General features: G+C 64.1%; 23 protein-coding genes. 12 read left to right on the top strand and 11 right to left on the bottom strand.

Features of this window, described 5'->3' with window-relative positions; genetic code table 11:
• Position 1 precedes the first annotated feature (1 nt).
• Entirely contained in the window at positions 2 to 1,867 is a 1,866-nt protein-coding gene (locus JOH52_RS22365; protein WP_107010447.1) for a sensor histidine kinase, read from the bottom strand.
• A gap of 231 nt (positions 1,868 to 2,098) precedes the next feature.
• On the opposite strand from JOH52_RS22365, the gene JOH52_RS22360 reads away from it, so the two are divergent.
• Positions 2,099 to 3,424 carry a dicarboxylate/amino acid:cation symporter gene (locus tag JOH52_RS22360; RefSeq protein WP_088199992.1) on the top strand — a complete coding sequence of 442 codons (1,326 nt, stop codon included), beginning with the start codon at positions 2,099 to 2,101 and terminating at the stop codon, positions 3,422 to 3,424.
• Between the two features lie 112 nt (positions 3,425 to 3,536).
• Here JOH52_RS22360 and JOH52_RS22355 read toward each other — a convergent pair whose 3' ends face one another.
• Positions 3,537 to 4,466, bottom strand: coding sequence for a response regulator transcription factor (locus JOH52_RS22355; protein WP_080599922.1), 930 nt, complete (start codon positions 4,464 to 4,466; stop codon positions 3,537 to 3,539).
• The gene (locus JOH52_RS22350; RefSeq protein WP_107010446.1) at positions 4,453 to 7,833 is read right to left on the bottom strand and encodes a hybrid sensor histidine kinase/response regulator; all 3,381 of its coding nucleotides are present in this window, start codon (positions 7,831 to 7,833) and stop codon (positions 4,453 to 4,455) included. Before JOH52_RS22350 ends, JOH52_RS22355 begins: the two co-directional genes overlap by 14 nt.
• A gap of 306 nt (positions 7,834 to 8,139) precedes the next feature.
• Here JOH52_RS22350 and JOH52_RS22345 point away from each other — a divergent pair, with 306 nt between their 5' ends.
• The 9 genes from JOH52_RS22345 to JOH52_RS22305 all read left to right on the top strand — a co-directional run bounded on the left by JOH52_RS22345 (position 8,140) and on the right by JOH52_RS22305 (position 16,122).
• On the top strand, positions 8,140 to 8,478 hold the full coding sequence (locus JOH52_RS22345) for an ArsR/SmtB family transcription factor (RefSeq protein WP_107010445.1): 339 nt from the start codon (positions 8,140 to 8,142) through the stop codon (positions 8,476 to 8,478).
• Positions 8,479 to 8,510: 32 nt separating this feature from the next.
• Positions 8,511 to 8,975, top strand: a complete 465-nt coding sequence (locus tag JOH52_RS22340; RefSeq protein WP_088199890.1) for an SRPBCC family protein — start codon at positions 8,511 to 8,513, stop codon at positions 8,973 to 8,975.
• The gene (locus tag JOH52_RS22335; protein ID WP_107010444.1) at positions 8,972 to 9,421 is read left to right on the top strand and encodes a GFA family protein; all 450 of its coding nucleotides are present in this window, start codon (positions 8,972 to 8,974) and stop codon (positions 9,419 to 9,421) included. The genes JOH52_RS22340 and JOH52_RS22335 overlap by 4 nt, the downstream gene beginning before the upstream one ends.
• 214 nt (positions 9,422 to 9,635) lie before the next feature.
• On the top strand, positions 9,636 to 10,928 hold the full coding sequence (gene urtA / locus JOH52_RS22330; protein ID WP_017273882.1) for an urea ABC transporter substrate-binding protein: 1,293 nt from the start codon (positions 9,636 to 9,638) through the stop codon (positions 10,926 to 10,928).
• Between the two features lie 142 nt (positions 10,929 to 11,070).
• Entirely contained in the window at positions 11,071 to 12,684 is a 1,614-nt protein-coding gene (gene urtB / locus JOH52_RS22325; protein WP_107010443.1) for an urea ABC transporter permease subunit UrtB, read from the top strand.
• Positions 12,681 to 13,856, top strand: coding sequence for an urea ABC transporter permease subunit UrtC (gene urtC / locus JOH52_RS22320; RefSeq protein ID WP_014530092.1), 1,176 nt, complete (start codon positions 12,681 to 12,683; stop codon positions 13,854 to 13,856). The genes urtB and urtC overlap by 4 nt, the downstream gene beginning before the upstream one ends.
• A 5-nt stretch (positions 13,857 to 13,861) precedes the next feature.
• A complete protein-coding gene (gene urtD / locus JOH52_RS22315) occupies positions 13,862 to 14,614 on the top strand; it encodes an urea ABC transporter ATP-binding protein UrtD (protein ID WP_017273881.1) in 753 nt (250 codons plus the stop codon).
• Positions 14,615 to 14,632: 18 nt separating this feature from the next.
• Positions 14,633 to 15,328: an urea ABC transporter ATP-binding subunit UrtE gene (urtE, locus tag JOH52_RS22310; protein WP_015008105.1), complete on the top strand. Its 696-nt coding sequence runs from the start codon at positions 14,633 to 14,635 to the stop codon at positions 15,326 to 15,328.
• Positions 15,329 to 15,693: 365 nt separating this feature from the next.
• Positions 15,694 to 16,122 (top strand): BRA0787 family protein, encoded by a 429-nt coding sequence (locus tag JOH52_RS22305; RefSeq protein WP_013850287.1) that lies wholly within the window; start codon positions 15,694 to 15,696, stop codon positions 16,120 to 16,122.
• 62 nt (positions 16,123 to 16,184) lie between these two features.
• Here the strand turns inward: JOH52_RS22305 and repB are convergent, their stop codons facing one another.
• The 3 genes from repB to JOH52_RS22290 form a co-directional block, all read right to left on the bottom strand.
• On the bottom strand, positions 16,185 to 17,246 hold the full coding sequence (gene repB, locus JOH52_RS22300) for a plasmid partitioning protein RepB (protein ID WP_017263909.1): 1,062 nt from the start codon (positions 17,244 to 17,246) through the stop codon (positions 16,185 to 16,187).
• 3 nt (positions 17,247 to 17,249) lie between these two features.
• Positions 17,250 to 18,515, bottom strand: coding sequence for a plasmid partitioning protein RepA (gene repA / locus JOH52_RS22295; protein WP_013850289.1), 1,266 nt, complete (start codon positions 18,513 to 18,515; stop codon positions 17,250 to 17,252).
• A 146-nt stretch (positions 18,516 to 18,661) separates the two neighbouring features.
• Positions 18,662 to 19,081, bottom strand: a complete 420-nt coding sequence (locus tag JOH52_RS22290) for a DoxX family protein (RefSeq protein WP_010976297.1) — start codon at positions 19,079 to 19,081, stop codon at positions 18,662 to 18,664.
• Positions 19,082 to 19,408: 327 nt separating this feature from the next.
• Here JOH52_RS22290 and JOH52_RS22285 point away from each other — a divergent pair, with 327 nt between their 5' ends.
• Positions 19,409 to 22,249 (top strand): DNA translocase FtsK, encoded by a 2,841-nt coding sequence (locus JOH52_RS22285; protein WP_014530096.1) that lies wholly within the window; start codon positions 19,409 to 19,411, stop codon positions 22,247 to 22,249.
• 52 nt (positions 22,250 to 22,301) lie between these two features.
• Here JOH52_RS22285 and JOH52_RS22280 read toward each other — a convergent pair whose 3' ends face one another.
• The 3 genes from JOH52_RS22280 to JOH52_RS22270 all read right to left on the bottom strand — a co-directional run bounded on the left by JOH52_RS22280 (position 22,302) and on the right by JOH52_RS22270 (position 23,914).
• Positions 22,302 to 22,619, bottom strand: coding sequence for a cupredoxin domain-containing protein (locus JOH52_RS22280; protein WP_014530097.1), 318 nt, complete (start codon positions 22,617 to 22,619; stop codon positions 22,302 to 22,304).
• Between the two features lie 8 nt (positions 22,620 to 22,627).
• Positions 22,628 to 23,152, bottom strand: coding sequence for a DUF4142 domain-containing protein (locus JOH52_RS22275; protein WP_010976293.1), 525 nt, complete (start codon positions 23,150 to 23,152; stop codon positions 22,628 to 22,630).
• A 78-nt stretch (positions 23,153 to 23,230) separates the two neighbouring features.
• Positions 23,231 to 23,914 carry an RNA polymerase sigma factor gene (locus JOH52_RS22270; protein WP_014527734.1) on the bottom strand — a complete coding sequence of 228 codons (684 nt, stop codon included), beginning with the start codon at positions 23,912 to 23,914 and terminating at the stop codon, positions 23,231 to 23,233.
• Between the two features lie 419 nt (positions 23,915 to 24,333).
• Here JOH52_RS22270 and JOH52_RS22265 point away from each other — a divergent pair, with 419 nt between their 5' ends.
• On the top strand, positions 24,334 to 24,618 hold the full coding sequence (locus JOH52_RS22265; protein WP_014530099.1) for an acylphosphatase: 285 nt from the start codon (positions 24,334 to 24,336) through the stop codon (positions 24,616 to 24,618).
• 192 nt (positions 24,619 to 24,810) lie between these two features.
• Here JOH52_RS22265 and pcaF read toward each other — a convergent pair whose 3' ends face one another.
• Both pcaF and JOH52_RS22255 read right to left on the bottom strand, forming a co-directional pair.
• The gene (pcaF, locus tag JOH52_RS22260; RefSeq protein ID WP_014530100.1) at positions 24,811 to 26,013 is read right to left on the bottom strand and encodes a 3-oxoadipyl-CoA thiolase; all 1,203 of its coding nucleotides are present in this window, start codon (positions 26,011 to 26,013) and stop codon (positions 24,811 to 24,813) included.
• Positions 26,013 to 26,798, bottom strand: coding sequence for a CoA-transferase subunit beta (locus tag JOH52_RS22255; RefSeq protein WP_014530101.1), 786 nt, complete (start codon positions 26,796 to 26,798; stop codon positions 26,013 to 26,015). Before JOH52_RS22255 ends, pcaF begins: the two co-directional genes overlap by 1 nt.
• Positions 26,799 to 26,805 lie beyond the last annotated feature (7 nt).

Here is a 26,805-nt window from a genome sequence, read left to right as displayed (position 1 = left end):
CTCAGGCCTTCTTGAGGTTCACGGTAAATGTCGTTCCGGAGGGGCCGCTCTCGACCTCGATCGTCCCGCCATAGTCGGAGACGATCTCCTTGGAGATCGCGAGACCGAGGCCCAGCCCGTCTTCCTTCGAGGTGTTGAACGGCGTGAACAGCTCTTCGCGGACATCGGCCGCAATCCCCGGGCCGTTGTCGGCGACGGTCAGCGCGATGCCGCCGGGCGCCGCCTTGCAGCGCACCTGGATCGCGCCGTTCTCGCTGTCGCCGATCGCTTCCAGCGCATTCTGCAGGAGGTTGATCAAGACCTGCTCCAGCCGGATGCGGTTGCCGAGCGCCTGGAGACCATCGGGCGGCAGATCGATGCGGATTGCGTCCATCCGCCCGGCAAACCGGCTGCGGAGCAGCATGAGCGCACCCTCGACGACCTCCTTCATCGCGGTCGGCCCGGCTGCGAAATGGCCCTTGCGGGCGAAGCGGCGCAGCTCGTCGGTGATGGCGCCGACGCGCTCGGTAAGCTCGGCTATGCTTTCCATGTTCTCGGCGGCGGTGACGGTCTGGCCGCGGTGGAGAAACGTGCGGGCATTATCCGCATAGGCGCGGATGGTGGCGACCGGCTGGTTGATCTCATGGGCAACCCCGGCGGCGACCTGGCCGAGGATCGCCAGCCGATTCGCCTGGACGAGGTCCTGCTGCACGGCCTGGAGCTTCTCGGTGGTCTGCCGGTGGTCGGCGATCTCGGTTTCGAGACGGTCGCGCGCCATGCGCAGGTCGCGCGTCCGCTCCTCGACGCTCGCCTCAAGCGCATTGCGGGCCAGCCGCTCCTCGGCGCTGCGCATGGCGACTACCTGGCGACGGCGCAGGAGCAATGCGGCAAGCGCGAGAAGCGGTACGAGCGCGGCAAGGGTGAGGAGCTGCGCCTCCCGCGCACCCGCTGCAAGCGGCGCCTTCAGCGGCGACAGCTGCTCGAGCCGCCAGTTCGTCGACGGCACCATGGTTTCCACGCGCAGGAAGGCTGCGGTGGAGTCGCCCGGCAGCAGGGCGTCGAGCGTGGAGGAGCCATCGGGCCGCGCTTCGATCTTCCGGAAGGGCAGCGGCAGCAGCGGCGCATCGCCGAACTGCAGGCTTTCGCGAATGGGCGCCAGCCGGTCTTCGGCGATCGGCTTCGTCGTCATGAAGCGCCAGGAGGGCAGGCTGGTGATGAGGACGATGCCGCGCCGGTCGGTGACATAGGCCGGCTTGCCGGAGGCCTGCCAATCCGCCTCGACCCCGTCGAATTCGAGCTTGGCGACGATCACCCCCAGCGGACCGCCGGGCCCGTCGACGCGCCGGGAAATATAAAGCCCGGGCCGCTTGCTGACCGTGCCCATGGCGAAATGTTCGGCCATGCCGTCGCGGACGGCGAGCCGGAAATAATCGCGGAAGGCATAGTCGTTGCCGACGAAGCTCGTCGGCTCCTGCCAGTTGCTGGCCGCGACGGCGACGCCGCTCCGGTCGATCAGATAGATGACCGCGGCTTCGGCGCTTGTCGCCAGGGCCTCGAGCTTGCGGTTGATGCGGTCGAGCGACTGCATGTCCGGCGAAAGCAATGCGCCACGAATGGCTGCGTCGTCGGCGAGGACAAGCGGCAGGGCGCGCTGCCGTTCCACGACTGCTCGAAGAAGCGAGGCTTTCAGGCTGGCGTCGATCCGGCTCTGACCGGCAAGGCCGGCGAGCGCCTGCGACCGGCCGTAGTCTCGCGCAAGAAGAAGGCCGGCTGCCAGAAGGACCAGCGCGACTGCCGCGAAAACGAGCCAGGACCGTCGGGCCCGGCTGCGAAGCGCATGCGGATCGGTCGCTTCTGCAGGAAGTTTGACCATGCGAACATTGTGCATGTTTTCGCCCAGAACGCCAGCGCTTCTGTGCGGAAATCCGCACATATCCACGAACGGCAAGCGAGCACCGCCCGCAAGAATCCCATGGATTCAATCGCATCGGCCTTCCGCGGCAAACTGGCACGCATGTTGCTGACAAGCTCCACAAGGCAGCCACTGCTGTCGATCTTCGGAAAGCGGCCCGGGAGGCCCGGCATGTTGCCGGACTGGGCCTGCCACGTGGAGGATATCATGATCATCGAACATTCCGCGGAGGTCCGCGGCAAGACACCCCTTTACCGCCATCTCTATGTTCAGGTGCTGGCTGCGATCGCCGCGGGCATCCTGCTCGGGCATTTCTATCCTGATATCGGCACGGAGCTCAAACCGCTCGGCGACGCCTTCATCAGGCTCGTGAAGATGATCATCGCGCCGGTGATCTTCCTGACGGTCGCGACCGGGATTGCCGGCATGACCGATCTCGCCAAGGTCGGCCGCGTCGCCGGCAAGGCGATGATCTACTTTCTCGCCTTCTCCACCCTCGCGCTTGTCGTGGGTCTCGTCGTCGCAAACGTGGTGCAGCCAGGCGCGGGCATGCATATCGATCCGGCCACGCTGGACGCCAAGGCGGTCGCGACCTATGCCGAGAAGGCGCATGAGCAGTCGATCACCGGCTTCCTGATGAACATCATCCCGACGACGCTCGTCGGCGCCTTCGCCGAGGGCGACATCCTGCAGGTCCTGTTCATCTCGGTGCTCTTCGGTATTTCGCTGGCGATCGTCGGCAAGAAAGCCGAGCCCGTGGTCGATTTCCTGCAGGCGCTGACGCTGCCGATCTTCCGGCTCGTTGCGATCCTGATGAAGGCCGCCCCGATCGGCGCCTTCGGCGCCATGGCCTTCACCATCGGCAAGTACGGTATCGCCTCGATCGCCAATCTCGCCATGCTGATCGGCACCTTCTATCTGACGTCGTTTCTCTTCGTCTTCATCGTTCTCGGCGCGGTCGCACGCTATAACGGCTTCTCGATCCTCTCGCTCATCCGCTACATCAAGGAGGAGCTGCTGCTGGTGCTCGGGACGTCCTCTTCGGAGGCGGCTCTTCCGGGCCTCATGAACAAGATGGAGAAGGCCGGCTGCAAGCGCTCGGTCGTCGGTCTCGTCATTCCGACCGGCTATTCCTTCAACCTGGACGGCACCAATATCTACATGACGCTTGCGGCCCTGTTCATCGCCCAGGCGACCGATACGCCGCTCTCATACGGCGACCAGATCCTGCTGCTCCTCGTCGCAATGCTGAGCTCGAAGGGTGCGGCCGGCATTACCGGCGCCGGCTTCATCACGCTTGCCGCAACGCTCTCGGTCGTTCCCTCCGTGCCGGTCGCCGGCATGGCGCTGATCCTCGGCATCGACCGCTTCATGTCGGAATGCCGCGCCCTGACCAATTTCGTCGGCAACGCGGTTGCGACGATCGTGGTGGCGAAGTGGGAAGGCGAGCTCGATCAGGCGCAGCTTTCCGCAGCTCTCGGCGGCGAGGCGTCCGTCGAGGCCATCCCGGCGGTCGTCCAGCCCGCCGAATAAGCTTGCCTCCCAGGGCGAGACCGCACGCTGGTGCGGTTGGCGCGGTCCGGTTCTCCGGGCCGCGCTTTTTTATCGCCGGCCAGTCCAGAGGGGGTGGGCACTCGGCACAAGATCAGATCCCGTGCAGCACCTGCGTCGCCTTCACTGCCGCCGAGGCCCGGTTTTCGACGCCGAGCTTCACATAGATCTGTTCGAGATGCTTGGTGACGGTGCGCGAGCTCAAACCCAGGATCTCGCCGATGTCGCGGTTGGATTTTCCCTTGGCGATCCAGAGCAGCACCTCGGACTCCCGCTGGGTGAGCCGGAAGTGCTGGCGCAGCGTTTCGTCGTCGCTCATGCCGTTCTCGGCGGTCAGCCGGAATAGGTATTCATTGGCGCCGATTGCGCCGAGATAGGAGATCTGCAGGCCCGTCTGGCTGGCGCGCTGCAGGGTGAAAGTCCCTTGCCTTTCGCCAGGGCTGGTTTCCCGCTCCCGCATCCACTCGGCAATGCGCCCGGCGACGAAGGCAAGACCGTCGTCGCTGCCGGTGGCCGCGTTGACGAGGCGGGTCGCCTGCGGGGTCGACCAGCGAACCGTTCCATCGCCTCGCACCGCCAGCAGATGCCGCCCCGCCGCGTCCAGTGCGACGCGGGCGCTCTGGGCGGAGCGCGCATTGGAAAGATGGACGCGGATGCGGGCGCGCAACTCGTCGATATTGATCGGCTTGGTCAGGTAATCGACGCCGCCGGCTTCGAGCGCCCGCACCACATGCTCCGTCTCGGTCAGGCCGGTCATGAAGACCACGGGCACCTGGGCGACGGAAGCATTCGCCTTCAGCCGGGTGCAGGTGTCGAAGCCGTCCATGCCGGGCATGACCGCATCGAGCAGGATGATGTCCGGCGTTATGCGATCGGCTATGTTGAGCGCCGCGTTGCCGGAGGTCGCGATCAATACGGAAAAGCCGGACTGTTCCAGCGCTTCGGTCAGGAAGCCGAGCGCCTCCGGCGAATCGTCGACGAGGAGTACGATGTCGCGCGCGTTCGCTGCCTCAGGCACGGGCATTCGCCTCCCCGGCGAGCAGGCGTTTGAGAAAGGCGTCATAGCCCGCGAGGTCGAATGCCCCGACATAGGCGCGCGCCGCCTCGGCGAAGGCTCGGTTGTCGGGGTTCAGGGCGATCTCCGTCAATTTTGCTTCGATGCCCCTCACGTAGCCGATTTCGCCGAGCTCGATCAATTCTTTCAAATGATGATGACCGGGGCTCGCTACCGCAGTGGTCTTGTCGGTGCCGGACGTTTCCTTCGGGCCGTCGTCGTAGATCCATTCGAGTTTCAGGTGGATCGCGAGCTTGTCGGTGAGCTGGCGCAGGCCGAAGGGCTTGGCAAGGGCATCGTTGTGGCCGATGGCGCCGGCGGCCGAGCCATCGCCGATATTGGCCGAAAGCATGATCGCCGGCGCGCTCTGGCCGGCTTCCCTCAGCCGCGTCACCAGATCCCAGCCGCTCATGCCGGGCATGGAGATGTCGATCAGGAACAGGTCCGGTTCCGTATGTTCGGCGAGCGCCAGGCAGGCCGCCCCGCTCGCCGCCGCAAGAACGGTGAAATCGAGCGGCGTCAGCAGCTCGCGCATCAGGTTGCGGTGATCCGCATTGTCGTCGACCACGATGATCGTCCGGCGTGGCCCGTGATAGGACTTGATCTTCTGCACCGGGTCTTTGAGCGCGGCGGGCCGGTCGACCGCAGAGAGCATCAGCCGGACCTTGAAGCCCGTGCCCTTGTCCTTCTCGCTGGTGACGGAAATTTCGCCGCCGAGCGTCTGGGTGAGCAGGCGCGTGATGGTCAGGCCGAGGCCGAGGCCCGGCATGCGATATTCCGCCTCGCCGCGCTGGAAGGGCTCGAAGATCCGGGGCAGGTCCTTCTCGCTGATGCCGCGGCCGCTGTCCTCGATGGTGAAACTTGCAACCTGGCTGCGATAGGCGACGTCGAAGCGGATATGCCCCCGTTCCGTGAACTTCAGGGCATTGGAGAGCAGGTTGACGAGGATCTGCCGCAGGCGCTTGTCGTCGGTCCGCACATATTGCGGCAGCGAGGCTGCGCGGTTGTGCTCGAAGGCGATGCCCTTTGCCTGCGCCTGCGGGCGGAACATGTCGACGATCTGATCCAAGAAGTCCTGAATGTTGATCTCGTTGGAATAGACCTGCAGCTTGCCGGCTTCGATCTTGGAGATGTCGAGGAGGCCGTCGATCAGTCCGGAGAGATGGTCGGCGCTGCGCCTGATCGCCTTGATCGCGCCCTGCCGCGGCGGCGGTATCGTCTCGTCGCGCTCGAGGATCTGGGCGTAGCCGAGCACCGCATTGAGCGGCGTGCGCAGTTCGTGGCTGAGCCCCACGACATAGCGGCTCTTCGCGCGGTTGGCCGACTCCGCCCTTTCTTTCGCGTCCTGCAGCGCCGCGTCGGTCTTCTTGTGGGCGGCGATCTCCTTCAGGAGAGCCGTGTTCTGCCGGGAGGATTCCTCTTCCGCAACGACCCGGCTGTCATGGGCAAGCACGTAGAACCAGGACACGACGCCGGCAAGGATGGCGAAGACGAAGAAGACGATGGCGATGGTCCGCTCGACGACATCGGCGGTCTCGGGAGAGGCGGCCGTCGTCTGGTGGGCGATCATCGCCAGGATGACACCGATGCCGGTAATCGAGATCACCGCTGAAATCGCGTAACGGCCGAGCCTTGTCGCAAGCTTTGCGACGACCGTTTCGGGCAGCACCACCTTGGCCACGGTCGCGACCTGCGTGTTCAGCCGCGCCTTCGGCTTGCACATGTCGTGGCAGCGGCTGTCGAGAGAGCAGCAGAGCGAGCAGATCGGCGCCGCATAGGCCGGACACCAGGCCATGTCCTCCGGTTCGAACGGATGCTCGCAGATCGAGCAGGTGATCTCGCTTTCGGTGAGCCAGCTCTTGCGCGGCTTGCGGGCGAGATAGAATTTCCCTTCCGTCCACCAGGCGATCAGCGGCGAGACGACAAAGGCCGTGACGAGCGCGATATAGGGGGCGAGCGAGGCGGCGATTTCGCCCGCCGCGCCGAAATGCGCGACGAGGGCGAAGAGCGTCGACACGCCCATGGTGCCGAGGCCGACAGGGTTGATGTCGTAGAGATGGGCGCGCTTGAACTCGATTCCGGGCGGGGCGAGCCCGAGCGGCTTGTTGACGAAGAGATCGGCGGAGATCGTTGAGAGCCAGGCCATGGCGACGATCGAAAAGATGCCGAGCGTCTCCTCCAGCAGACGATAGATGCCGAGCTCCATCAGCAGGAGCGCGATCGCCACGTTGAACACCAGCCAGATGACGCGGCCCGGATGGCTGTGGGTGAGCCGCGAGAAGAAGTTCGACCAGGCGAGCGAGCCCGCATAGGCGTTCATCACGTTGATTTTGAGCTGCGAGACGACGACGAAAGCGGCCATCAGCAGGAGCGCGGCCGTGTCCGACGGGAAGATGTAGCCGAAGGCGGTGTAATACATCTGCGCCGGGTCGGCGGCCCTGGTCGATGGAACGCCGGTGCTGAGCGCCAGCACGACGAGAAAGGAGCCGGCAAGCAGCTTCGGCGCGCCGACGATCACCCAGCCGGAGCCGGCAAGAAAGACGGCGATGCGGTGCCGGAGCTTGCGCTCGCCGTCAGGCGGCAGGAAGCGCAGGAAGTCCACCTGTTCGCCGATCTGCGCCATCAGCGCGAAGATGACCGCCGAGGCAGCGCCGAATTCGACGAGATGGAACGGCGCGAGCGTGCCGGGGGGGCCCGATGTGTGATGGATGCCCGCATAAGCGAGCCACAGGCCGACCTTCTCCCAGTCCGCAAACGCGATGAAGGCGAAGGGAAGAATGTTCAGGACGATCCAGAAGGGCTGCGTGACGAGCTGGAACCGGCTGATCAGCTTCACGCCATGGGTGACCAGCGGGATCACCATGACGGCGCTGATGATGTAGCCGATCCAGAGCGGTATGCCGAGCGCGAGCTCCAGCGCCCCAGACATGATCGAGGCTTCGATCGCGAAGAGGATGAAGGTGAAGCTCGCATAGATGAGCGAGGTGGTCGTCGAGCCGATATAGCCGAAGCTCGCGCCGCGCGTGAGAAGGTCGATGTCGACTCCGTGACGGATGGCATAGCGGCTGATCGGCAGGCCGACGATAAGGATCATCAGGCTCGCGACGAGGATCGCGACGATAGCGTTCGTCGTGCCGTAGGACATGGTAATCGCGCCGCCGATGGCTTCCAGCGCCAGGAAGGAGATGGCGCCGATCGCCGTCTGCGAAATGCGCGCGGAGGAAAAGCGCCGCGCGCTCTTGGCGGTGAAGCGCAGCGCATAGTCTTCGAGCGTCTGGTTGGCGACCCAGCGGTTATATTCTCGTCGAACGGGAATGATGCGCTGGCGTGCCGCCATGGTCCCTCGTCATCTCGCAATGCCGGCCGAATGCGCCAGCTGCTCATGTCGTAACACGGACGAGCGGCCCGGGAAATTGCTGCATTGCGGAAAACGTCGACGCTCCGCGAGGGCCGCTTGATCAGTTTTGATCGTTTTGTATCGAATGTTCTCCCTCTTGAAGCGGATTTGCCCTGCGGTCCCTTGAGACCGACCAAGTGAATGGGCAATGGCGCGGCACCCGTCCATTGCAGATTTCAGCTCTTGACAGAACGCCACGCTGCTGCAATAAACCATCAAGTTAATTAACCAGTAGGTTAATCATTGATGGATCAGCTCAGCAGCACCCTGTCGGCACTGGCCGACCCCACCCGCCGTGCTATCGTTGCGCGCCTTGCCGCCGGCGAGGCGACGGTGAACGAACTTGCAGCTCCATTCGAGATGAGTCTGCCGGCGGTCTCCAAACATCTGAAGGTATTGGAACGCGCGGGGCTGATATCCCGGGGCCGTAACGCCCAATGGCGGCCCTGCCGGCTGGAGGCGGCGCCGTTGAAGGAAATCGCCGACTGGATCGAACGCTACCGCCATTTCTGGGAAGGCAGTTTCGACCGGCTCGACAGCTATCTTCATGAACTGCAGCGCAACGAGAAATCGGATCAAGACTGAACCGGGTTCGCCCGACCGCAAGGGAGAAGATCATGAATGCCCCGTCTCTGAAGGAAGAGAACGCGCTTACCATCACGCGCGTCTTCGACGCGCCCGCCAACCTCGTCTTCAAGGTCTGGACGACACCCGAACACCTGGCACGCTGGTGGGGTCCGAAGGGCTTCACGGTGCCCGCGATCACCACCGATTTCCGTGAAGGCGGCGCCTGGCGCGGCTGCATCCGCTCGCCGGAGGGCCAGGACTACTGGGCGCACGGCATCTATCGCGAGATCGTGGCCCCCAGCCGCATCGTCCTCAGCTTCGCCTGGGAAGAGGAGGGCTCCATCGACACGCTGATCACGGTCACCCTCGATGATGTGGCGGGCGGCACGCGTCTCACCTTCCACCAGGCGCCGTTCACGAGCGCCGAGAGCCGCGATTCGCATGCGGAAGGATGGAGCGAGTGCATGGACCGGCTGGTTTCCTATGTCGCTGCCCGGAAGGAGGAAATGCAATGAAGAAGACCTATCACGGGAGCTGCCATTGCGGCGCGGTGCGTTTTTCCGTAAATCTCGATCTTGCGCCGGAGGGAAAGCGATCCGAAGCGCCGCGGCCGGGCGTGTGGTGGACGACGACCTTCCGCTGCAACTGTTCCTCCTGCCTGAAGACGCGATTCTGGAAGGTGTTCGTCACGCCCGAGGATTTCTCCCTGCTTTCCGGCGAGGAGGCCTTGGCGGAATACCGCTTCGGCGAGCGCATGATCCGCCACGTGTTCTGCAGGCACTGCGGCGTCCACCCGTTTGGCAGCGCCGATTTCGAGATCATGGGCGGACCGTTCCATGCGGTGAATATCGCCTGTCTCGACGACGCGACCGACGAGGAGCTGGCGAATGCCCCGATCGTCTATGAGGACGGGCGCCATGATGCATGGGATCGGCCACCCCGGGTGACGGCCTATTTGTGAGGAGCCGTACCGCTCCTCTCGCGTCTGCCGCGGTAGCGACCTGGATCCTCGGCAGAAAACTCCGGGCAGTAAGCCCAAGCTTCCTTCTTCCCCCCGCCGCCTACGTAGAATGACGTATGTGCAGTGCAGCGCGGCTGCCTGATGATCCCCCGAGCAACGGCCATGGAGAACGGCCACTTGCGTTGCGGCGATCAGAACAAGGGGGTTCAATCAGATGACTATCAGGGCACGCGTCACCGGCGCATTTCTAGCTGCCGTCCTTTCGACGACGGCGTTCAACGGCGCCTTTGCGGCCGACGACACGATCAAGGTCGGCATCCTGCATTCGCTTTCCGGCACCATGGCGATCTCCGAAACGACGCTCAAGGACGCCATGCTCATGCTGATCGAGGAGCAGAACAAGAAGGGCGGCCTGCTCGGCAAGAAGCTGGAAGCCGTCGTCGTCGACCCGGCCTCGGACTGGCCGCTCTTTGCCGAAAAGGCGCGCGAGCTCGTCTCCGTCGACAAGGTTTCCGCCGTCTTCGGCTGCTGGACGTCGGTATCGCGCAAAACCGTGCTGCCGGTCTTCGAGGAGCTGAATTCGATCCTCTTCTATCCGGTCCAGTACGAGGGCGAGGAAAGCCAGCGCAACGTCTTCTATACGGGGGCCGCTCCCAATCAGCAGGCCATCCCGGCCGTCGACTATCTGATGGAGAACGAGGAAGTCGAGCGCTGGGTGCTCGCCGGCACCGATTACGTCTATCCGCGCACGACCAACAAGATCCTCGAGGCCTACCTGATCTCCAAGGGTGTCGCGCCCGAGGACATCATGATCAATTACACGCCTTTCGGCCATTCCGACTGGCAGACGATCGTCTCGGACATCCAGAAGTTCGGCTCGGCCGGCAAGAAGACCGCGGTCGTCTCGACCATCAACGGCGACGCCAACGTGCCGTTCTACAAGGAACTTGCCAACCAGGGCATCAAGGCCGAGGACATCCCGGTCGTCGCCTTCTCGGTCGGCGAGGAGGAACTTGCCGGCCTCGATACCGGGCCGCTCGTCGGGCATCTCGCTGCCTGGAACTACTTCCAGTCGGTCGACAACCCGGCCAATGCGGAGTTCATCGAGACCTGGCAGGCATATACCAAGAACGACAAGCGGGTCACCAACGACCCGATGGAAGCCCATTACATCGGCTTCAACATGTGGCTGAAGGCAGTCGAGAAGGCTGGCACCACCGATACCGATGCCGTGCTCGACGCCATGATCGGGGTCTCGGTACCGAACCTTTCGGGCGGCTATTCGACGATGATGCCGAACCACCACATCACCAAGCCCGTGCTGATCGGCGAGATCCAGTCCGACGGCCAGTTCGAAACGGTATGGGAAACGCCCGGCCTCGTCGTCGGCGACGAATGGTCGGACTACCTGCCGGACTCGAAGGACCTGATCTCCGATTGGCGCGCGCCCATGTCCTGCGGCAACTTCAATGTGGCCACCGGCAAGTGCGGCGGCAAGGGTTCCTGATTTCATGACGAAAGACTTGCTCAGGGAGTGGCCCGGGTCGGGCCACTCCCCCAAACGCCGCTTTTCATGACGAACCGCTAGCTCGAAATCCCCTCCGTCCGAACGCTTCCCGTCGGACGGAGGCCTGCAAGGCGAGAGACGAATGTACCGCATCATCCCAACCGTGCTGGCTGCCCTGTTCCTTTTCGTTGCGATGGCTCCGGGGCTTCGCGCGGAAGAGGGACTGCGCGATCTGGTGAACGCGCTCGGCGAGGCGAAGCTGTCCGAGATGGACGAGCATATCGCGGCACTGGCGAAGACCGGAAAGCCCGAAGTCGTCGCCATCCTCGAGGCGCTCGGCGAAGGCGAGCTCTATGCGCGCAAGGCGGATGGCCAGGTCTTGCGGACGAAGGAGAACGGTTCGAACCTGACCCTTACGGATCCGATCTCCGGCGACAGCGCCGGCGAAGCACCGAAGGCGGGACTTTCGAAGATCAGGGTGAACAACAGCGTGCGGCGCGCCGTGCGGACCGCCCTCGGCAGCCTGACGCTCCTCAGCCCCGATCGCAATCAGCGCCTCAGGGCCGCGCAGTCGGTGCTGCAATCGCCCGATGCCGACGCGCTCGGCGTCATCGAGAATGCACTGGCTGCCGAGAAGGATGGAGCCGTTCGTGCGGTTCTCGAACAGGCGCGCGCCACGATGCTGCTTCTCTCCGACCGGCCGGTCGAGGAGAAGAAGGAGGCGGTGCGGCTGCTGGAGGAAAACGGCGGCCGCGAGGCGCTGCCGATCCTTTCTGCCGCGCTCGGCTCTGCCGACGAAAGCCTGAAGCCGGACATCGAGGCGGCGCTCGCCAGCATCGAACAGGCGCAAGCCTTCTGGAATGCGGGCCAGAACATATGGTACGGCCTGTCGCTCGGCTCGGTGCTGCTCTTGGCGGCGATCGGTCTCGCCATCACCTTCGGCGTCATGGGCATCATCAACATGGCGCATGGCGAGATGGTGATGCTCGGGGCCTATACGACCTTCCTCGTTCAAGATGTCGTGCGCACCTCCTTTCCTCATCTTTTCGAGTGGTCCTTGGCGATCGCGCTGCCGCTCGCCTTTCTTGTCACGGGCGCCGTGGGCCTCGCACTGGAACGCGGCGTCATCCGCTTTCTCTACGGGCGCCCGCTCGAAACGCTGCTTGCCACCTGGGGCATATCGCTCATCCTCCAGCAGACGGTGCGGACGATCTTCGGCCCCACCAACCGTGAGGTCGGCAATCCGTCCTGGATGTCCGGCGCCTTCGAGCTCGGCGGACTGGCGATCACCTGGAACCGTCTCTGGATCATCGTCTTTGCGCTTGCGGTGTTTGCGGCACTTCTCTTTCTGCTCAAGAAGACGCCGATGGGCCTGCAGATGCGCGCGGTAACGCAGAACCGGCGCATGGCCTCTTCCATGGGCATCCGCACGCCCTGGGTGGATGCGCTGACCTTCGCGCTCGGCTCCGGCATCGCCGGCATTGCGGGTGTGGCGCTTTCGCAGATCGACAACGTCTCGCCGAACCTCGGGCAGGGCTACATCATCGACAGCTTCATGGTCGTGGTCTTCGGCGGCGTCGGCAATCTCTGGGGCACGCTTGTCGGCGCCTTGTCGCTCGGCATCCTCAACAAGTTCCTGGAGCCCTATGCCGGCGCCGTGCTCGGCAAGATCCTCGTGCTCGTGCTGATCATCCTCTTCATCCAGAAGCGGCCGCGCGGGCTCTTCGCACTCAAGGGCCGGGCGGTGGAAGCATGATCACCTCGTTTCTCGTCAAATCGCTGGATCGGACGATCGTCGTCGCTGTCGCGATCCTGCTGGCGCTGGCCGTCATCGTTCCCGCGCTCAACCTCCTGACCGCGCCGGAACACCCGCTGCATGTGCCGACCTATCTGGTCTCGCTCTTCGGCAAGTACCTGACCTATGCGCTCTTGGCTCTGGCGCTCGATCTTGTCTGGGGTTTCTGCGGCATCCTCTCGCTGGGGCATGCGGCCTTCTTCGCGCTCGGCGGCTATGCCATGGGCATGTATCTGATGCGCCAGATCGGCGCACGCGGCTCCTACGGCAATCCGCTGCTGCCGGACTTCATGGTCTTTCTCAACTGGAAGGAGCTGCCCTGGTTCTGGTACGGCTTCGACATGTTCTGGTTCGCAGCGCTGATGGTGGTGCTGGTGCCGGGCCTGCTTGCCTTCGTCTTCGGCTGGTTCGCCTTCCGCTCGCGGGTCAACGGGGTCTATCTCTCGATCATCACCCAGGCGATGACCTATGCGCTGCTGCTCGCCTTCTTCCGCAACGACATGGGCTTCGGCGGCAATAACGGGCTCACCGATTTCAAGGACATCCTCGGCTTCAACATCCAGGCCGACGGAACGCGTGCGGCACTCTTTGCAGCCTCCGCGCTGGCGCTTGCCGTTTCGCTCGTCGTCACCTCGGGCATCGTCCGCTCGAAATTCGGCAAGGTGCTGGTGGCGCTGCGCGACGCGGAAAGCCGCACACGCTTTCTCGGCTATCGCGTCGAGCACATGAAGCTCTTCGCCTTCACGGTCTCGGCAATGATGGCGGGCGTCGCCGGCGCGCTCTACGTGCCGCAAGTCGGCATCATCAATCCGGGCGAGTTCGCCCCCGCCAATTCGATCGAGGTGGTCATATGGACGGCTGTCGGCGGGCGCGGCACGCTGATCGGACCGATCGTCGGCGCGATCCTCGTCAACGGCGGAAAAAGCATCTTCACCGCCGCCTTCCCCGAATTCTGGCTCTTTGCGCTCGGCGGGCTCTTCGTCCTCGTCACGCTTTTCCTGCCGAAGGGCGTGGTCGGCACGGCGCAGAGCTATCTCGCAAGCCGGCGCGCATCCCACGCGGCGGCCCGGAAGGAAAGCGAGAGCGAAAAAGCGGCGAGCCTTGCGAACGCCGAAACGGTGGCCGCGGAGTGATCGCCATGACCGGAAAGAAACCCAGGAACCTGCTCTATCTCGATGGGGTCTCCGTCTCCTTCGATGGCTTCAAGGCGCTGAACTCGCTCTCCTTCGTCGTAGAGCCGGGGGAACTGCGCGCGATCATCGGCCCCAATGGCGCCGGCAAGACGACGATGATGGACATCATCACCGGCAAGACGCGGCCGGACGAGGGCGAGGTCTTCTTCAAGGGCGACATCGACCTCACCAAGAAAGACGAAGCGGCAATCGCCGAGCTCGGCATCGGCCGCAAGTTCCAGAAGCCGACCGTCTTCGAGAACCATACGGTCTGGGACAATCTGGAGCTGGCGCTGAACCGCAGCCGCGGCGTCTTCGCGACCCTGTTCTATCGGCTGACGAGAGAGGACAAGAGCCGCATCGAGGAGATCCTTTCGACGGTGCGGCTCACGGCGCGCCGCGACGATCTCACCGCCAATCTCTCGCATGGCCAGAAGCAATGGCTGGAGATCGGCATGCTGCTCGCCCAGGAGCCGGAACTCCTGCTCGTGGACGAGCCGGTGGCCGGCATGACCGATGCGGAGACGGCGGAAACGGCGATCCTCCTGAAAGAAATCGCCAGGACGCGCTCGGTGGTCGTCGTCGAGCACGACATGGGCTTCATCCGCGATCTCGGCGTCAAGGTCACCTGCCTTGCGGAAGGCTCGGTGCTGGCGGAAGGGTCGATCGATTTCGTCAGCAACGATCCGAAGGTGATCGAGAACTATCTCGGCCGATGAGCGGGAGGAATTGAACCGATGCTGAACGTCGAAAACGTCAGCCTGCATTACGGCGCCGCCCAGGCGCTCCGCGACGTCTCGTTCAAGGCGGAAATGGGCAAGATCACCTGCGTTCTCGGCCGCAACGGCGTTGGCAAGTCGAGCCTGCTCAGGGCCGTCGCCGGCCAGCATCCGGTGACGAGCGGCACGATCTCTTTCAACGGCGCGCCGCTCGACGGCATGGCGCCCTTCCGGCGCGCCAAACAGGGCGTCGGCTACGTGCCCCAGGGCCGCGAGATCTTTCCCCTGCTGACGGTGAAGGAAAATCTCGAAACCGGCTTCGCTCCGCTGAGGCGGGCTCAACGCTCGATCCCAGACGATATATTCAGTCTGTTTCCGGTACTTCAGACGATGCTCGGCCGGAGGGGCGGCGACCTTTCGGGCGGCCAGCAGCAGCAGCTCGCGATCGCTCGCGCTCTCGTGACACGCCCGAAAATCCTGGTGCTGGACGAGCCGACCGAGGGCATCCAGCCGTCGATCATCAAGGACATCGGCCGCGCGATCAAATATTTGCGGGATTCGACCGGTATGGCGATCCTGCTCGTGGAGCAATATCTCGATTTCTGCCGCGAGCTTGCCGACCATGTCTATATCATGGACCGTGGAGCTTTCGTGCACGAGGGCCCGCCGGAGACGCTCGACACCCCGCAAGCGCGCCGGCATCTAACCGTTTGAAGTCCCATGGCGAGCCTGCGCGCGGTTTTCCACAGACCGGGAAACAGCCGGTAAAGTCAATGGCTTGGGCCGGAAGGCCGATCTCAGGGGCGCCTCCGGGCGACAGAAAAATCCACTTCTTTTGTGGATTGCATTTGCCCGCTCAAGCGCTTTGACCCATACTGCACATGCATGTTCGAAGATTGCTCCTGCATGATTCTTCGACCGGTTCCGGTCGAAGATTAGCCCATGCAGCAGTTCAAAGTGTCACGGCGCGTTCCATGTCTCTGGTCGAAGCATGGTGCCGTGGCGAGTTTCGCAATCACATCTCACTGACAGAATTGGCCATTTCGCGTTTCCGGCCTATCCAATCGGAGGAGACCCTAATGACGAATTTCCTGCCCGCCCTTCATGAAGGGCACGCCCCGATTACGCTCCAGACACTCTTCAGGGATGCCCTCGAAGCCTATGACGACTGGGAGGAGGGCATGCCCGAACCCATCGTTTCCTTCGAGGACAAGGTGCTTCCGGTCAGTGCCGTTTTCGAATGGATGAGACCCTGCACGGACCTCATGCCGGCCAATATGATCGGCATAGTCACCGACCGGTTGACGAAGCCCTGGAGCGGCGCCGGACCGCTGGACGCAATGACCTTCTCGACCGCCGCCCGGGTCATGTCCATTCTGGTGCGGCGGCGCTTGAGACGCTTCGGGCGCGGCTCCATCGAGGCCTTTGCCGAGCGCTTCAGCCATCCGATGCATTCCGTTCCCTCGCCGTCGCCGGATTCGGCGGGATCTCGACCAGCCGGCCTATGAAGACATCGCTCACGACCGTGGCGATGCCCATATGGGCATCGTTGCGGCCGAGCTGTGTCGCTCTAAGGCTTCTGATTCTCCACGAAGGCTGCATGCCAGTTGGCGAGCATCGACACGGCTTCCTGGACGACGGCCGGATGGGTGCCCGGGAGGAACTCGATCCTCGGCGCCTTCCCATCACGCTTCAGCCGAGCGAAGACCCGCCCTGCGGCGTCCTTCAGTTCCTCCGGCCTTTCCGGTTCCGGCTTGTCGCTTTGCGACAGGCGATTGAAGACGAGCTGAAAGCGTTGGTCTGAATCGACGGCGCGGAAGCGTGGCGAAGCGATCTCGTCTTGGGCTCGGGCGCGCGCTTCTTGCCTTTCAAGCAGCGTCCCGATCGCCATCCAGCGCTCGCGCCCGGCCTTCGGCGCCGGGCCGATGGCGCGGGCGACTTCGTGCGGCACACCGTCCGCCACCTGCAGGAGGCGCGAAAGTTCGCTCTTCTGCACCGCAAGCGCATCGCCGATCACCTTGCGGTCGAAGCCGCGCGCTACGAGCGCAGCGGCGAAAAGCGCACGTTCGATGAAGGAAAGGTTGCGCCGCTCGGCGTTTTCCTTGCCTTGCGCAAGCACGACCTCGTCATCTGTCAGCGTCCGGACGATCGCCTTTACCTGGAGCTCGAGCCGGCGCACCGCCTTCAGGCGCCGGTGGCCGTAGGCGGTCTGGTAATGGCCCTGCTTTTCCGGGTGCGGGCGAACGAGGATCGGCGATTGCTGGCCGTTCTCGCGAATGCTCTCGACGAGCGCGAGGAAATCCGCATCGTCCATCTCGCCGTCGGTCAGCCGATCCTCGACGAAGGAGCTTTCGACCAGCGCCGGATCGAGCGAAACGACGCGTTCACCCTGGGTCAACGCTTCCCTGAGCACCCGCGCTTCCTCGGCCTCGCGTGTGATGCTGCCGAGAGAGAGCCCCATGGCCTTCACTGCGCCGGAGGCCGCACGGGGCGCATCGAGCGGGGCGGCCGGCCTGGCGTTGACAGGTGTCAACTCGCCCGACGCCGTTTCGGCGGGGGTTTGCGGATCGGCGGCAGGCGCACCCGCGGAAAACAGTGCCCGCAATTCGTTTTTCCGGTTATTGCCAGCCATGACTCAGCGCCCCCATGCCGCGTGAATGAGAGCCTCGATCTCGCCGTTGACGGCGTTCAGCGACTCGATCGCCCGGTCATAGGTCGCGCGGGTGAAATTCTCCCGGCCCACCTCGTAGAGCGTCTGCTTGGTGAGACCCGCATCCGAGATCGCGGTCGACTTTACCATGGCGGAGGTCAGCACCCGGTCGCCGAAGAGCGAGCGCATGAAGCCGACGATCTGCGCCTGCGGTCCGTCATTCGGCTCGAAGCGGGTGACGAGATAGCGCAGGAAATCGAAATTGAGCTCGCCGCCGGCGTCGCGCACGACGCTGAGCAGGTCCGAGGTCATGTAGAGGAACTGGTTCATCGATGCGACGTCGAGCATTTGCGGATGCACGGTGACGATGACCGACGTCGAAGCGCAGAGCGCCGAAAGCGTCAGGTAGCCGAGCTGCGGCGGGCAGTCGATGACGACGACGTCGTAGTCGTCGGCGACGCTTGCGAGCGCCGCCTGCACCCGGGCGAAGAAGAGCGGCCCGGCATCGGCGCCGCTCTGCCGCGCACTGAGCGCCTGCGGCGTCGTGTGTTCGAACTCCTGCAGTTCGAGGTTGCCCGGCACCAGGTCGAGCCCGTCGAAATAGGTCTTGCGGATGATGTCCTTCAGCGGGCGCGCCTCGGCGTCGTAACGGATTGCGCCATAAAGCGTGTCGTTGCCGGTCAGGTCCAGTTCCGGCTGGTAGCCGAACAGCGCCGAAAGCGACGCCTGCGGGTCGAGGTCGACCGCAAGCACCCGGTGCCCGGTCAGAGCGAGATATTGGGCGAGATGGACCGATGAGGTCGTCTTGCCGGAGCCGCCCTTGAAGTTGGTGACCGAGATCACCTGGAGATGCTCGCTTCTCGCGGCATCGCGCCATTTGAGATAACCGCGCGCCTTGGCGCCATTGCCTTTGGCGATCGCCTGTTCGGCCAGATGCCGGCGCAGCGCGTTGATATCGGAAAGCGAATAGGAGCGTCGTCCGCCGGCGCCGGTGTCGGGCTGCGGCCCCTCGCCAGCGAGCGAAAGCTGTCGCAAGTATCCGTCGGAAACGCCGATGAGCTTGGCGGCCTCGCCGGAGGTGAAGCTCCGGAGCGTCTTCATCGCTGTCGGTGCAAAGAGCCGGTCTCGCATCGCTTTCAGCTGTTCGGAAAGCGCCCGCGCGTCGGCGGCGATCGCCTCGTCTGCCGGTCTGCGCGATGCCCCGCCGGTCGCGCCTGCCGTCGTCGCCGCCGCTGCCGTCATCATATCCATGGTCAAATCTCCTCGTGCCCGCATGGCGCCCCGCCGCCGTGCGGATGCGCCTGACGCATTTCCTGACAGAACAATCGTTTAGCTACGCCGAAATGCGGAATATGCGGTCTATTCCGTTAGAGGAATGATTCATCCTCTGATTCGCGTCAACTCATTTCTCGGTTGGCGCGGACGGTCCAACCGTCAAGGCTGAAGGCACCCGCGCCGAAGGCGGCGATCTGAAGGAAGCCGCCGGTGATCGCCAGATTCTTCATGAAGTGGATCATCTGGTTCTGGTCGGCGAAGTCGGTGTGAAAGCCGATCGCCGAGGCCAGGGTGAAGGCTGCAAGGATCAGCGCCACCCACCGTGCCCGGTAGCCGAGGACGAGGAGAATGCCTGCGCCGATCTCCACGGCAAGAGCAACCGCATAGGCGACCGGAGGCAGGGGCAGCCCCGCCGACGCGATGTAGCCGATCGTGCCGGATGGATCGCCCAGTTTTCCGAAACCGGAAAGAATAAACATGGCGGCGAGAAGCAGGCGGCCGATGAGGGCCAAGGAGCTTTGAAGTGCGGGATTGTCGCTCATGTGACGTGCCTTTCTTCACTGTGGCCTGATCGCGAACGCATACCCGCTCCGAGCCTTCGGAACGGCGGCAAGCGCTCGCTGCTCCATGATTGTAAATGCACAGCCCGCGGATCGGAAATTTTCCACAACTGAAACAGAAATTGAACGGAAGGGAATTGCATCGCCAAAGCGCGGGAAAGCCTTGCGCCGCGAGCATGGGACGGTACTTGGGAGGGTTTTCGAAGCGGCCCGGCGCCCTTCCGGCGAGCTCCCGGAAGTAAGTTGTTAACCTTCATTTCCTATTCCCTAGGGCAGCCCCTTCGATGATGAATTTCGAGTTTTCAGGCCATGCGCATTCCCCGGACAAATTTCTCGCCTGCAGCTTTGTACGACGCAAATCACGCGGATGATTACGAGGACCCGCATCCGGCTGCGCAAGGTGCCGCGCATGTTCCGGCGGCGCCTGAGGCGGCCGCTCACGACCATCTGTTCGAGGCACCGGAAGCGCCGCGGCGCGCGCCCGGCCATCGTGACGAGGAGACAGGATATGCAGGCCGCGCCGCGCGCCTCTACGGTCACGGCTCCGCCTATGCTCCTGCCGAGGTTACCGTCTCTACGCGCGATCCGCTTCCCACGCTTGCCGAGATCACCGGCCTATCCGGCGAGCCGGGCTGGGAGAGCCACTTCTTCCTGTCGCCGAATGTGCGCTTCACGCGTACGCCCGAGCGCGAACTCATGAAGCGTCACCCGCCGGCGCCCGAAGAAAGCCGGATTGAGGCCGACGAAGCCGCGGCGGAAGCGTCCGATGCCGAAACGGTGATGGACGTGGTGCCGGCCGAGCCCGCTCCGTCCGTGGTCGAAACGGAACTGCCGTCCTACAGTCCGTCCGAGCTCCTCCGTGTGCTGACGCAGCAACTGCCCTCCTGGAGCGCTGCACGCTCGCAGGCGCCGGAAGCGAGCGTCACCAAGCCGGCAATCACCGAAAGCGTGGCCGTGGCGGAGGAAGGGCCCGCCACTTCTGAAACGACAGCCCTGCCGGTAACGGACGAAGTGCCTGTGGTTCCGCATGCACTGCCCGTCGCGAATCTTGCGCCCGAGAGTGCCGCAGTGGAGGAGGACGTGCCCCATCAGGCAGACGCGCGCCTGGCCTATCTTTCCGATTTTGCGTTTTTCGAGTTCATGCCGCTCGAAGTCGCGGCTGTTCCGCCGACTGTCACGGAACCTGTGAAGGAAGCCGCGCGCATTCCCGCGCCGATCGCAGCCGCGCCGAAGGTCTCGCCACCGAAGATCGTTGCTGCAATGCCTGTCGAGATCCGGCCGCAGCCGCCCACGGCGATAAGCTCGCTGTTCCGGGTGGTGGAATGCCGGCGGCCCGAGCCCGCCACTGCCGAACCGGTTACGGCCGCGCCGCAGGATATCGCCGCTGAGCCGGCCGCCGCGGAGGCTGCCGCCCTTCCGGCCCACCAGTTCGTCGAAACACCGGCCCCGGCGCTCGCCGAGCCTGCCATCGTACCCGCAAGCGAACCGGCTCCCGAAGCGCCGGTGACCAGGGCGGCGATCACCATGCCGGCCGTGATACAGCGTTCGTCGCCGTCTCTGCCGCCGATCGGCGCCATCGAGCCGCTGCAGGGCGGCGACGCCTACGAGTTTCCGTCGAAGGAGCTCCTGCAGGAACCGCCGCAAGGCCAGGGTTTCTTCATGACCCAGGAGCAACTCGAGCAGAATGCCGGATTGCTCGAAAGCGTACTCGAGGATTTCGGCGTCAAGGGCGAGATCATCCATGTCCGCCCCGGCCCTGTCGTCACGCTTTACGAATTCGAGCCCGCGCCGGGCGTCAAATCCTCCCGCGTCATCGGCTTAGCCGACGATATCGCCCGCTCGATGTCGGCGCTCTCTGCCCGCGTCGCTGTCGTGCCCGGCCGCAACGTCATCGGCATCGAGCTGCCGAACGCGACGCGCGAAACCGTCTATTTCCGCGAGCTGATCGAATCCGGCGATTTCCAGAAGACCGGCTGCAAGCTGGCGCTCTGCCTCGGCAAGACGATCGGCGGCGAGCCGGTGATCGCCGAACTCGCAAAGATGCCGCATCTGCTCGTCGCCGGCACCACCGGTTCGGGCAAGTCGGTTGCAATCAACACCATGATCCTGTCGCTGCTCTACCGGCTGAAGCCGGAAGAATGCCGGCTCATCATGGTCGATCCGAAGATGCTCGAACTCTCCGTCTATGACGGCATCCCGCATCTGCTGACGCCCGTCGTCACCGATCCGAAGAAGGCGGTGATGGCCCTCAAATGGGCGGTGCGCGAGATGGAGGACCGCTATCGCAAGATGTCGCGGCTCGGTGTGCGCAACATCGACGGCTACAACCAGCGCGCGGCGGCCGCGCGCGAGAAGGGCGCGCCGATCCTCGCGACGGTGCAGACCGGCTTCGAGAAGGGCACCGGCGAGCCGCTCTTCGAGCAGCAGGAAATGGACCTTTCGCCGATGCCCTATATCGTCGTCATCGTCGACGAGATGGCCGACCTGATGATGGTCGCCGGCAAGGAGATCGAAGGGGCGATCCAGCGGCTTGCGCAAATGGCGCGTGCGGCAGGCATCCACCTGATCATGGCGACCCAGCGTCCCTCGGTCGACGTCATCACCGGCACGATCAAGGCGAACTTCCCGACCCGCATCTCCTTCCAGGTGACCTCCAAGATCGACAGCCGCACCATCCTCGGCGAGCAGGGGGCCGAACAGCTCCTCGGCCAGGGCGACATGCTGCACATGGCCGGCGGCGGCCGCATCGCCCGCGTCCACGGTCCGTTTGTTTCCGATCAGGAAGTCGAACATGTGGTCGCACATCTGAAGACGCAGGGGCGTCCGGAATATCTCGAGACGGTGACCGCGGACGAAGAGGAGGAAGAGGTCGAGGAGGATCAGGGCGCAGTGTTCGACAAGAGCGCGATCGCCGCCGAAGACGGCAACGAGCTCTACGATCAGGCGGTGAAAGTGGTGCTGCGGGACAAGAAGTGCTCGACCTCCTACATCCAGCGCCGCCTCGGCATCGGCTACAACCGCGCCGCCTCGCTGGTCGAACGGATGGAGAAGGACGGTCTCGTCGGTCCGGCGAACCATGTCGGCAAGCGCGAGATCATCTACGGCAACCGCGACAATGCGCCGAAGCCGGAAAGCGACGATCTGGACTGAGTTATCGGTCGCTTCTGCTCCCTCCGGCCTGCGGGCGAGAGGGAGCTGCGGATCACGGCCGCACGGTGATGCGGCCCTTCATGTTGGGATGGTAGCGGCAGATATAATCGAAGCTGCCCGCTTCCTGAAGCACCAGCCGGCCGGTTTTGTTCGCCGGCAGAAGCACGTCCGCGCCGCCTTCGACGGTCGCCGTGTGGACGAGCGCATCCCTGTTGATCCACTCGACCTCGTCGCCCACCTTCGCCTCGATCTCCGCGGGCAGGTAGACGAGGCGATCGATCGACACCTGGATGGTTTCCGCCTGCGAAGGAGCGGCGGCGGCGGCCGCTCCCATCGACAATAAGACAATTGCCGCTCGCGTTATGAACATCGCCGCGCTCACTTCAATGCGGCCGCGACGTGTTCGGCATGCTGCTGATGTCCTTGGAACAGCTTCAGTCCGGTCTCGAGCAGCGATTTGAGTTCGGCATTCTGAGCCGACGGGATCAGCAGCGTTTCCAGCGCGCCGTTGACCTGCTTGTGGTAGGCGACCTCGTGTTCGATATAGGCCTTGTCGAATTCCCCGCCCTTAAGCTTCGCCAGCTCCTGGCGTTTCGCCTCGGCCGCTTGCGAGAGGGATTTGCTCGTGTCGTTGTCTTCGGGCGTGACGTTGAGCTTCTTGACGAGATCGAGGGCTTGCTTGTTCACCGACTCGTGGTCGCGCAGCATGCTCTCGGCGAATTCGACGACGGTCTTGTTCTTCGACGTCGCGATTGCCTGTTTGGCGGCTTCGACGTCGAGCACGCCGGCAGTGTAGGCGATGTGGGCGATTTGGGGGTCGGTCGGCTTGTCGTTGCCGAGTGCCCCGCCGGTGCTGAAGAGGAGGGCGATTGCGGCCGCTGCGGTCGTCAGTTTGATAGTCATGGGATGTTCCTTTCCTCGAAGATCAAAGCCTGGTTTGAACGACATGCTTTGGATGCTTCGCGGCTCGAAACGTTCCCGCTATTTTCCGTCCGGTTCCGGGGGCCGAGGCGAGATGCGGGCAAGAACCGCCTCGGTCAGACGCTCGCAACGCTTTCCCGCGAAAGGAAAGGCATCGAGCAGAACCGGGCCGATCTGCCGCTCCAGCTGCTCTTTCAGGATGCGGCGCGCCCGGTGCAGCCTTGTGCGTGCCGTTTCCGGTTTGAGGCCAAGCAGGGCGGCCGCCTCTTCGTTGTCGAGCCCTTCGATGACGCGCAGCACGAATACGGTGCGGTAGGTGTCCGGGAGATCGTCCGTCAGCCTTTCGACGAGATCGAGGATTTGTCGCTGTGCCATCGTCTTTTCCGGATCGCTGATGCCTGAATTGAGGGGAAAGGCGATGATCTCCGCCTCTTGCGACTGCCGCATGTACTTGGCCAGTCTCATCTGTCGCCGTCTTTTCCGCAGGCGGCCGAGCGCCTCGTTGATGACGATGCGGGCGAGCCAGGTCGTGATCGCCGCATCGCCGCGAAAATCCTCAAAGCGCGTGAAGGCCCGGACATATGCCTCCTGCAGCACGTCTTCCGCATCGCTGTCGTTGCGCAGGATGCTGCGGGCGATCCGGTAGAGCTTGCGGTTGTGCGCCTGCATGATCGCGCGGAAACGGGCGAGGTCCTGCGCAGGTGGCGGCGCATTCAGGCAAAGGTCGGTTTCAGCGGTAGGCATGGTCGGGCTCCTTCTCGGATATTGGATGCCCTAGCTCCGGAAATGTTCCCAGCTATGTGCCGGCCAAGTTTCGGATCTTACCGCGGTGTTGTCTTGTAAGGATAACGGAATTCGGGATCGCCGCCGGCTCAATGCCTCGGCTGAAAGAGAAAACCCGGCGCGGGAGGAGGTGCGCCGGGCTTTCGATCCTGACCGGCAACTGGGAGGAGGAGGGTTGCCGATCCCGCGATGGAACTGGGAGGAGGAGTGTTCCATCGACAGTTATATAATAATGCTGCAGTGCAGCATCTTCAAGACCGAAAATGAAATTTTTTCCGGCTGATAAAGAAATGCCCGAGGTCGGGCATCGGCAGCGTCAGGAAGACGCTTGCCTTAGCCGCCATATGCGCCAGATTCGAAAGGGAAAGGAGGGCAACGTCATGACGAAGGACCGCAGGGCCGCTCTGGTCAGGATTACCGGACGGGTACAGGGCGTGTGCTTTCGCGACTGGACACGCGAGGAGGCCGAAAGGCTCGGCCTTGACGGCTGGGTTCGCAACGAGAGCGACGGCTCGGTGACCGCCCTCATCGCCGGGCCGGACGGGGCCGTCAGCAGAATGCTTGACCATTTCTGGAAAGGACCGCCCGGCGCTTTCGTCGCCGATGTCGCGAGCGAGGAGGCTTCTTCCGTCGAAGCGCCGGCGGGATTTCGCATTACACGGTAGCGGATGATCTCGGGCACTGCAGAACTCCTCCCCAACCCCTCCCACAAGGGCGAGGGGCTCGGTGCCCGCGGCAATGGCCTGCCAGTTTCGACGTTTCGCCTCGGGAGACCTCGACGCAGAGCCGGAAACGGTGCCGCACGTAAGCCCCTCCCCGTTGTGGCGAGGGGTTGGGGAGGGGAAAGCATCGCCGCCTTACACCCGCTCCAGCGCCACCGCGATGCCCTGGCCGACGCCGATGCACATGGTGGAGAGCGAGGTGCGGCCACCCGTTTCGGCAAGCTCCAGCGCTGCCGTTCCGGTGATGCGCGCACCCGACATGCCGAGCGGATGGCCGAGCGCGATGGCGCCGCCGTTCCGGTTGACGCGGGGATCGTCGTCGGCGATTCCCAGCGCGCGCAGGACCGCAAGCCCCTGGCTGGCAAAAGCCTCGTTGAGCTCGATGACGTCGAACCGATCTTGCGTCGCGCCGATCCGCGTCATGAGCCTCTGCGAGGCGGGCACCGGTCCCATGCCCATGATGCGCGGCGGCACGCCGGCCGAAGCGCCCCCGAGGATGCGGGCCATGGGTCGCAGCCCATGCTTTCTGGCAGCCTCCTCGGAGGCGATGATGAGCGCCGCAGCGCCGTCGTTGACGCCCGAAGCGTTGCCGGCGGTGACGGTGCCGCCCTCCCGGAAGGGTGTCTTGAGCCCGGCGAGCGCCTCGATCGTCGTGGCGCGCGGATGCTCGTCGCGGTCGATGACGACCGGGCCACCCTTCCTTTGGGGGATGGTGACGGCGACGATCTCGCTCGCAAGGCGGCCGTTCGCCTGGGCGGCCGCGGCCTTTGCCTGGCTGCGCAGGGCGAAGGCGTCCTGGTCCTCGCGCGAGACCTTGTAGTCTTCGGCGACGTTCTCGCCGGTCTCCGGCATCGAGTCGACGCCATATTGCGCCTTCATCAGCGGATTGACGAAGCGCCAGCCGATCGTCGTGTCGTAAATTTCGGCGTTGCGCGAAAACGCGCTCTCGGCCTTCGGCAGCACGAAAGGCGCCCGCGACATGGATTCGACGCCGCCGGCTATCATCAGCTCGGCCTCGCCGCATTTGATCGCCCGCGCGGCCGCAATCACCGCGTCCATTCCGGATCCGCAGAGCCGGTTGATCGTCGTGCCGGGAACGGCGACGGGCAGCCCCGCAAGCAGCAGCGACATGCGTGCGACGTTGCGGTTGTCCTCGCCCGCCTGGTTGGCGCAGCCGAAGATCACGTCATCGACCGCTTCCCAGTCGACCGACCTGTTGCGGTCCATCAGCGCCTTCAGCGGTATGGCGCCGAGGTCGTCGGCGCGCACCGAAGCGAGCGAGCCGCCGAAGCGGCCGATCGGGGTGCGGATATAGTCGCAGATATAGGCTTCGCGCATCACGCTGCCTCCTTTCCCGCGGCCTTATGGGCCTTTTTGGTGCGGGCGTTGATGTCGCGCAGAACGACCAGCTCGGTCTCGGTCGGTGCCGGTGTTTCGATGACGGTCTCCGCGAATTTGATCGGCCAGCCGCAATTTCCGGCGATCTGATCCCGAGCGACGCCGGGGTGCATGGAAACGACGGTCAGTTCCTTCGTCTCCGGATCCGGCTCCAGAATGCAGAGATCCGTGATGACCCGGGTCGGGCCGCTGGTCGTCAGTCCGAGCCGCTCCCGATGATTGCCGCCTTCGCCGTGTCCCATGGAGGTGACGAAGGGCAGCCTCTCCACGAAGCCGCGCTTCGTCAGCGCCATGGTGATGAAGATGCGGCCGCAATTGGAGGCGATTTCCGGCGCACCGCCGCCTCCCGGCAGGCGCACCTTGGGATGGTCATAGGGGCCAACGACGGTCGTATTGAGATTGGCGAAACGATCGATCTGCGCGCCGCCGAGGAAGCCCGTGGTTATCCGGCCTCCCTGGAGCCAGTAGCGGAACATTTCCGGCACCGAGACGGTGAAGAGCGCGGTATCGCATAGCTCTCCGTCGCCGATCGAGAGCGGCAGCACGTCGGGCTTGGTGCCGACGGTGCCGCTCTCATAGATCAGCGTGATATCCGGCGCATGCGTCAGCCGCGCCACATTGCAGGCGGCTGACGGCGCGCCGATGCCGACGAAGCAGACGTCGTCGTTGGAAAGCGCGCGCGCCGCGGCGATCGTCATCATCTCGGTGGGGGTGAAATCAGTCATTTTTTCT

The organism is Sinorhizobium meliloti (assembly GCF_017876815.1).
GTDB classification, from domain to species: Bacteria; Pseudomonadota; Alphaproteobacteria; order Rhizobiales; family Rhizobiaceae; genus Sinorhizobium; species Sinorhizobium meliloti.
This window is presented reverse-complemented; position numbering and strand designations above follow the sequence as displayed.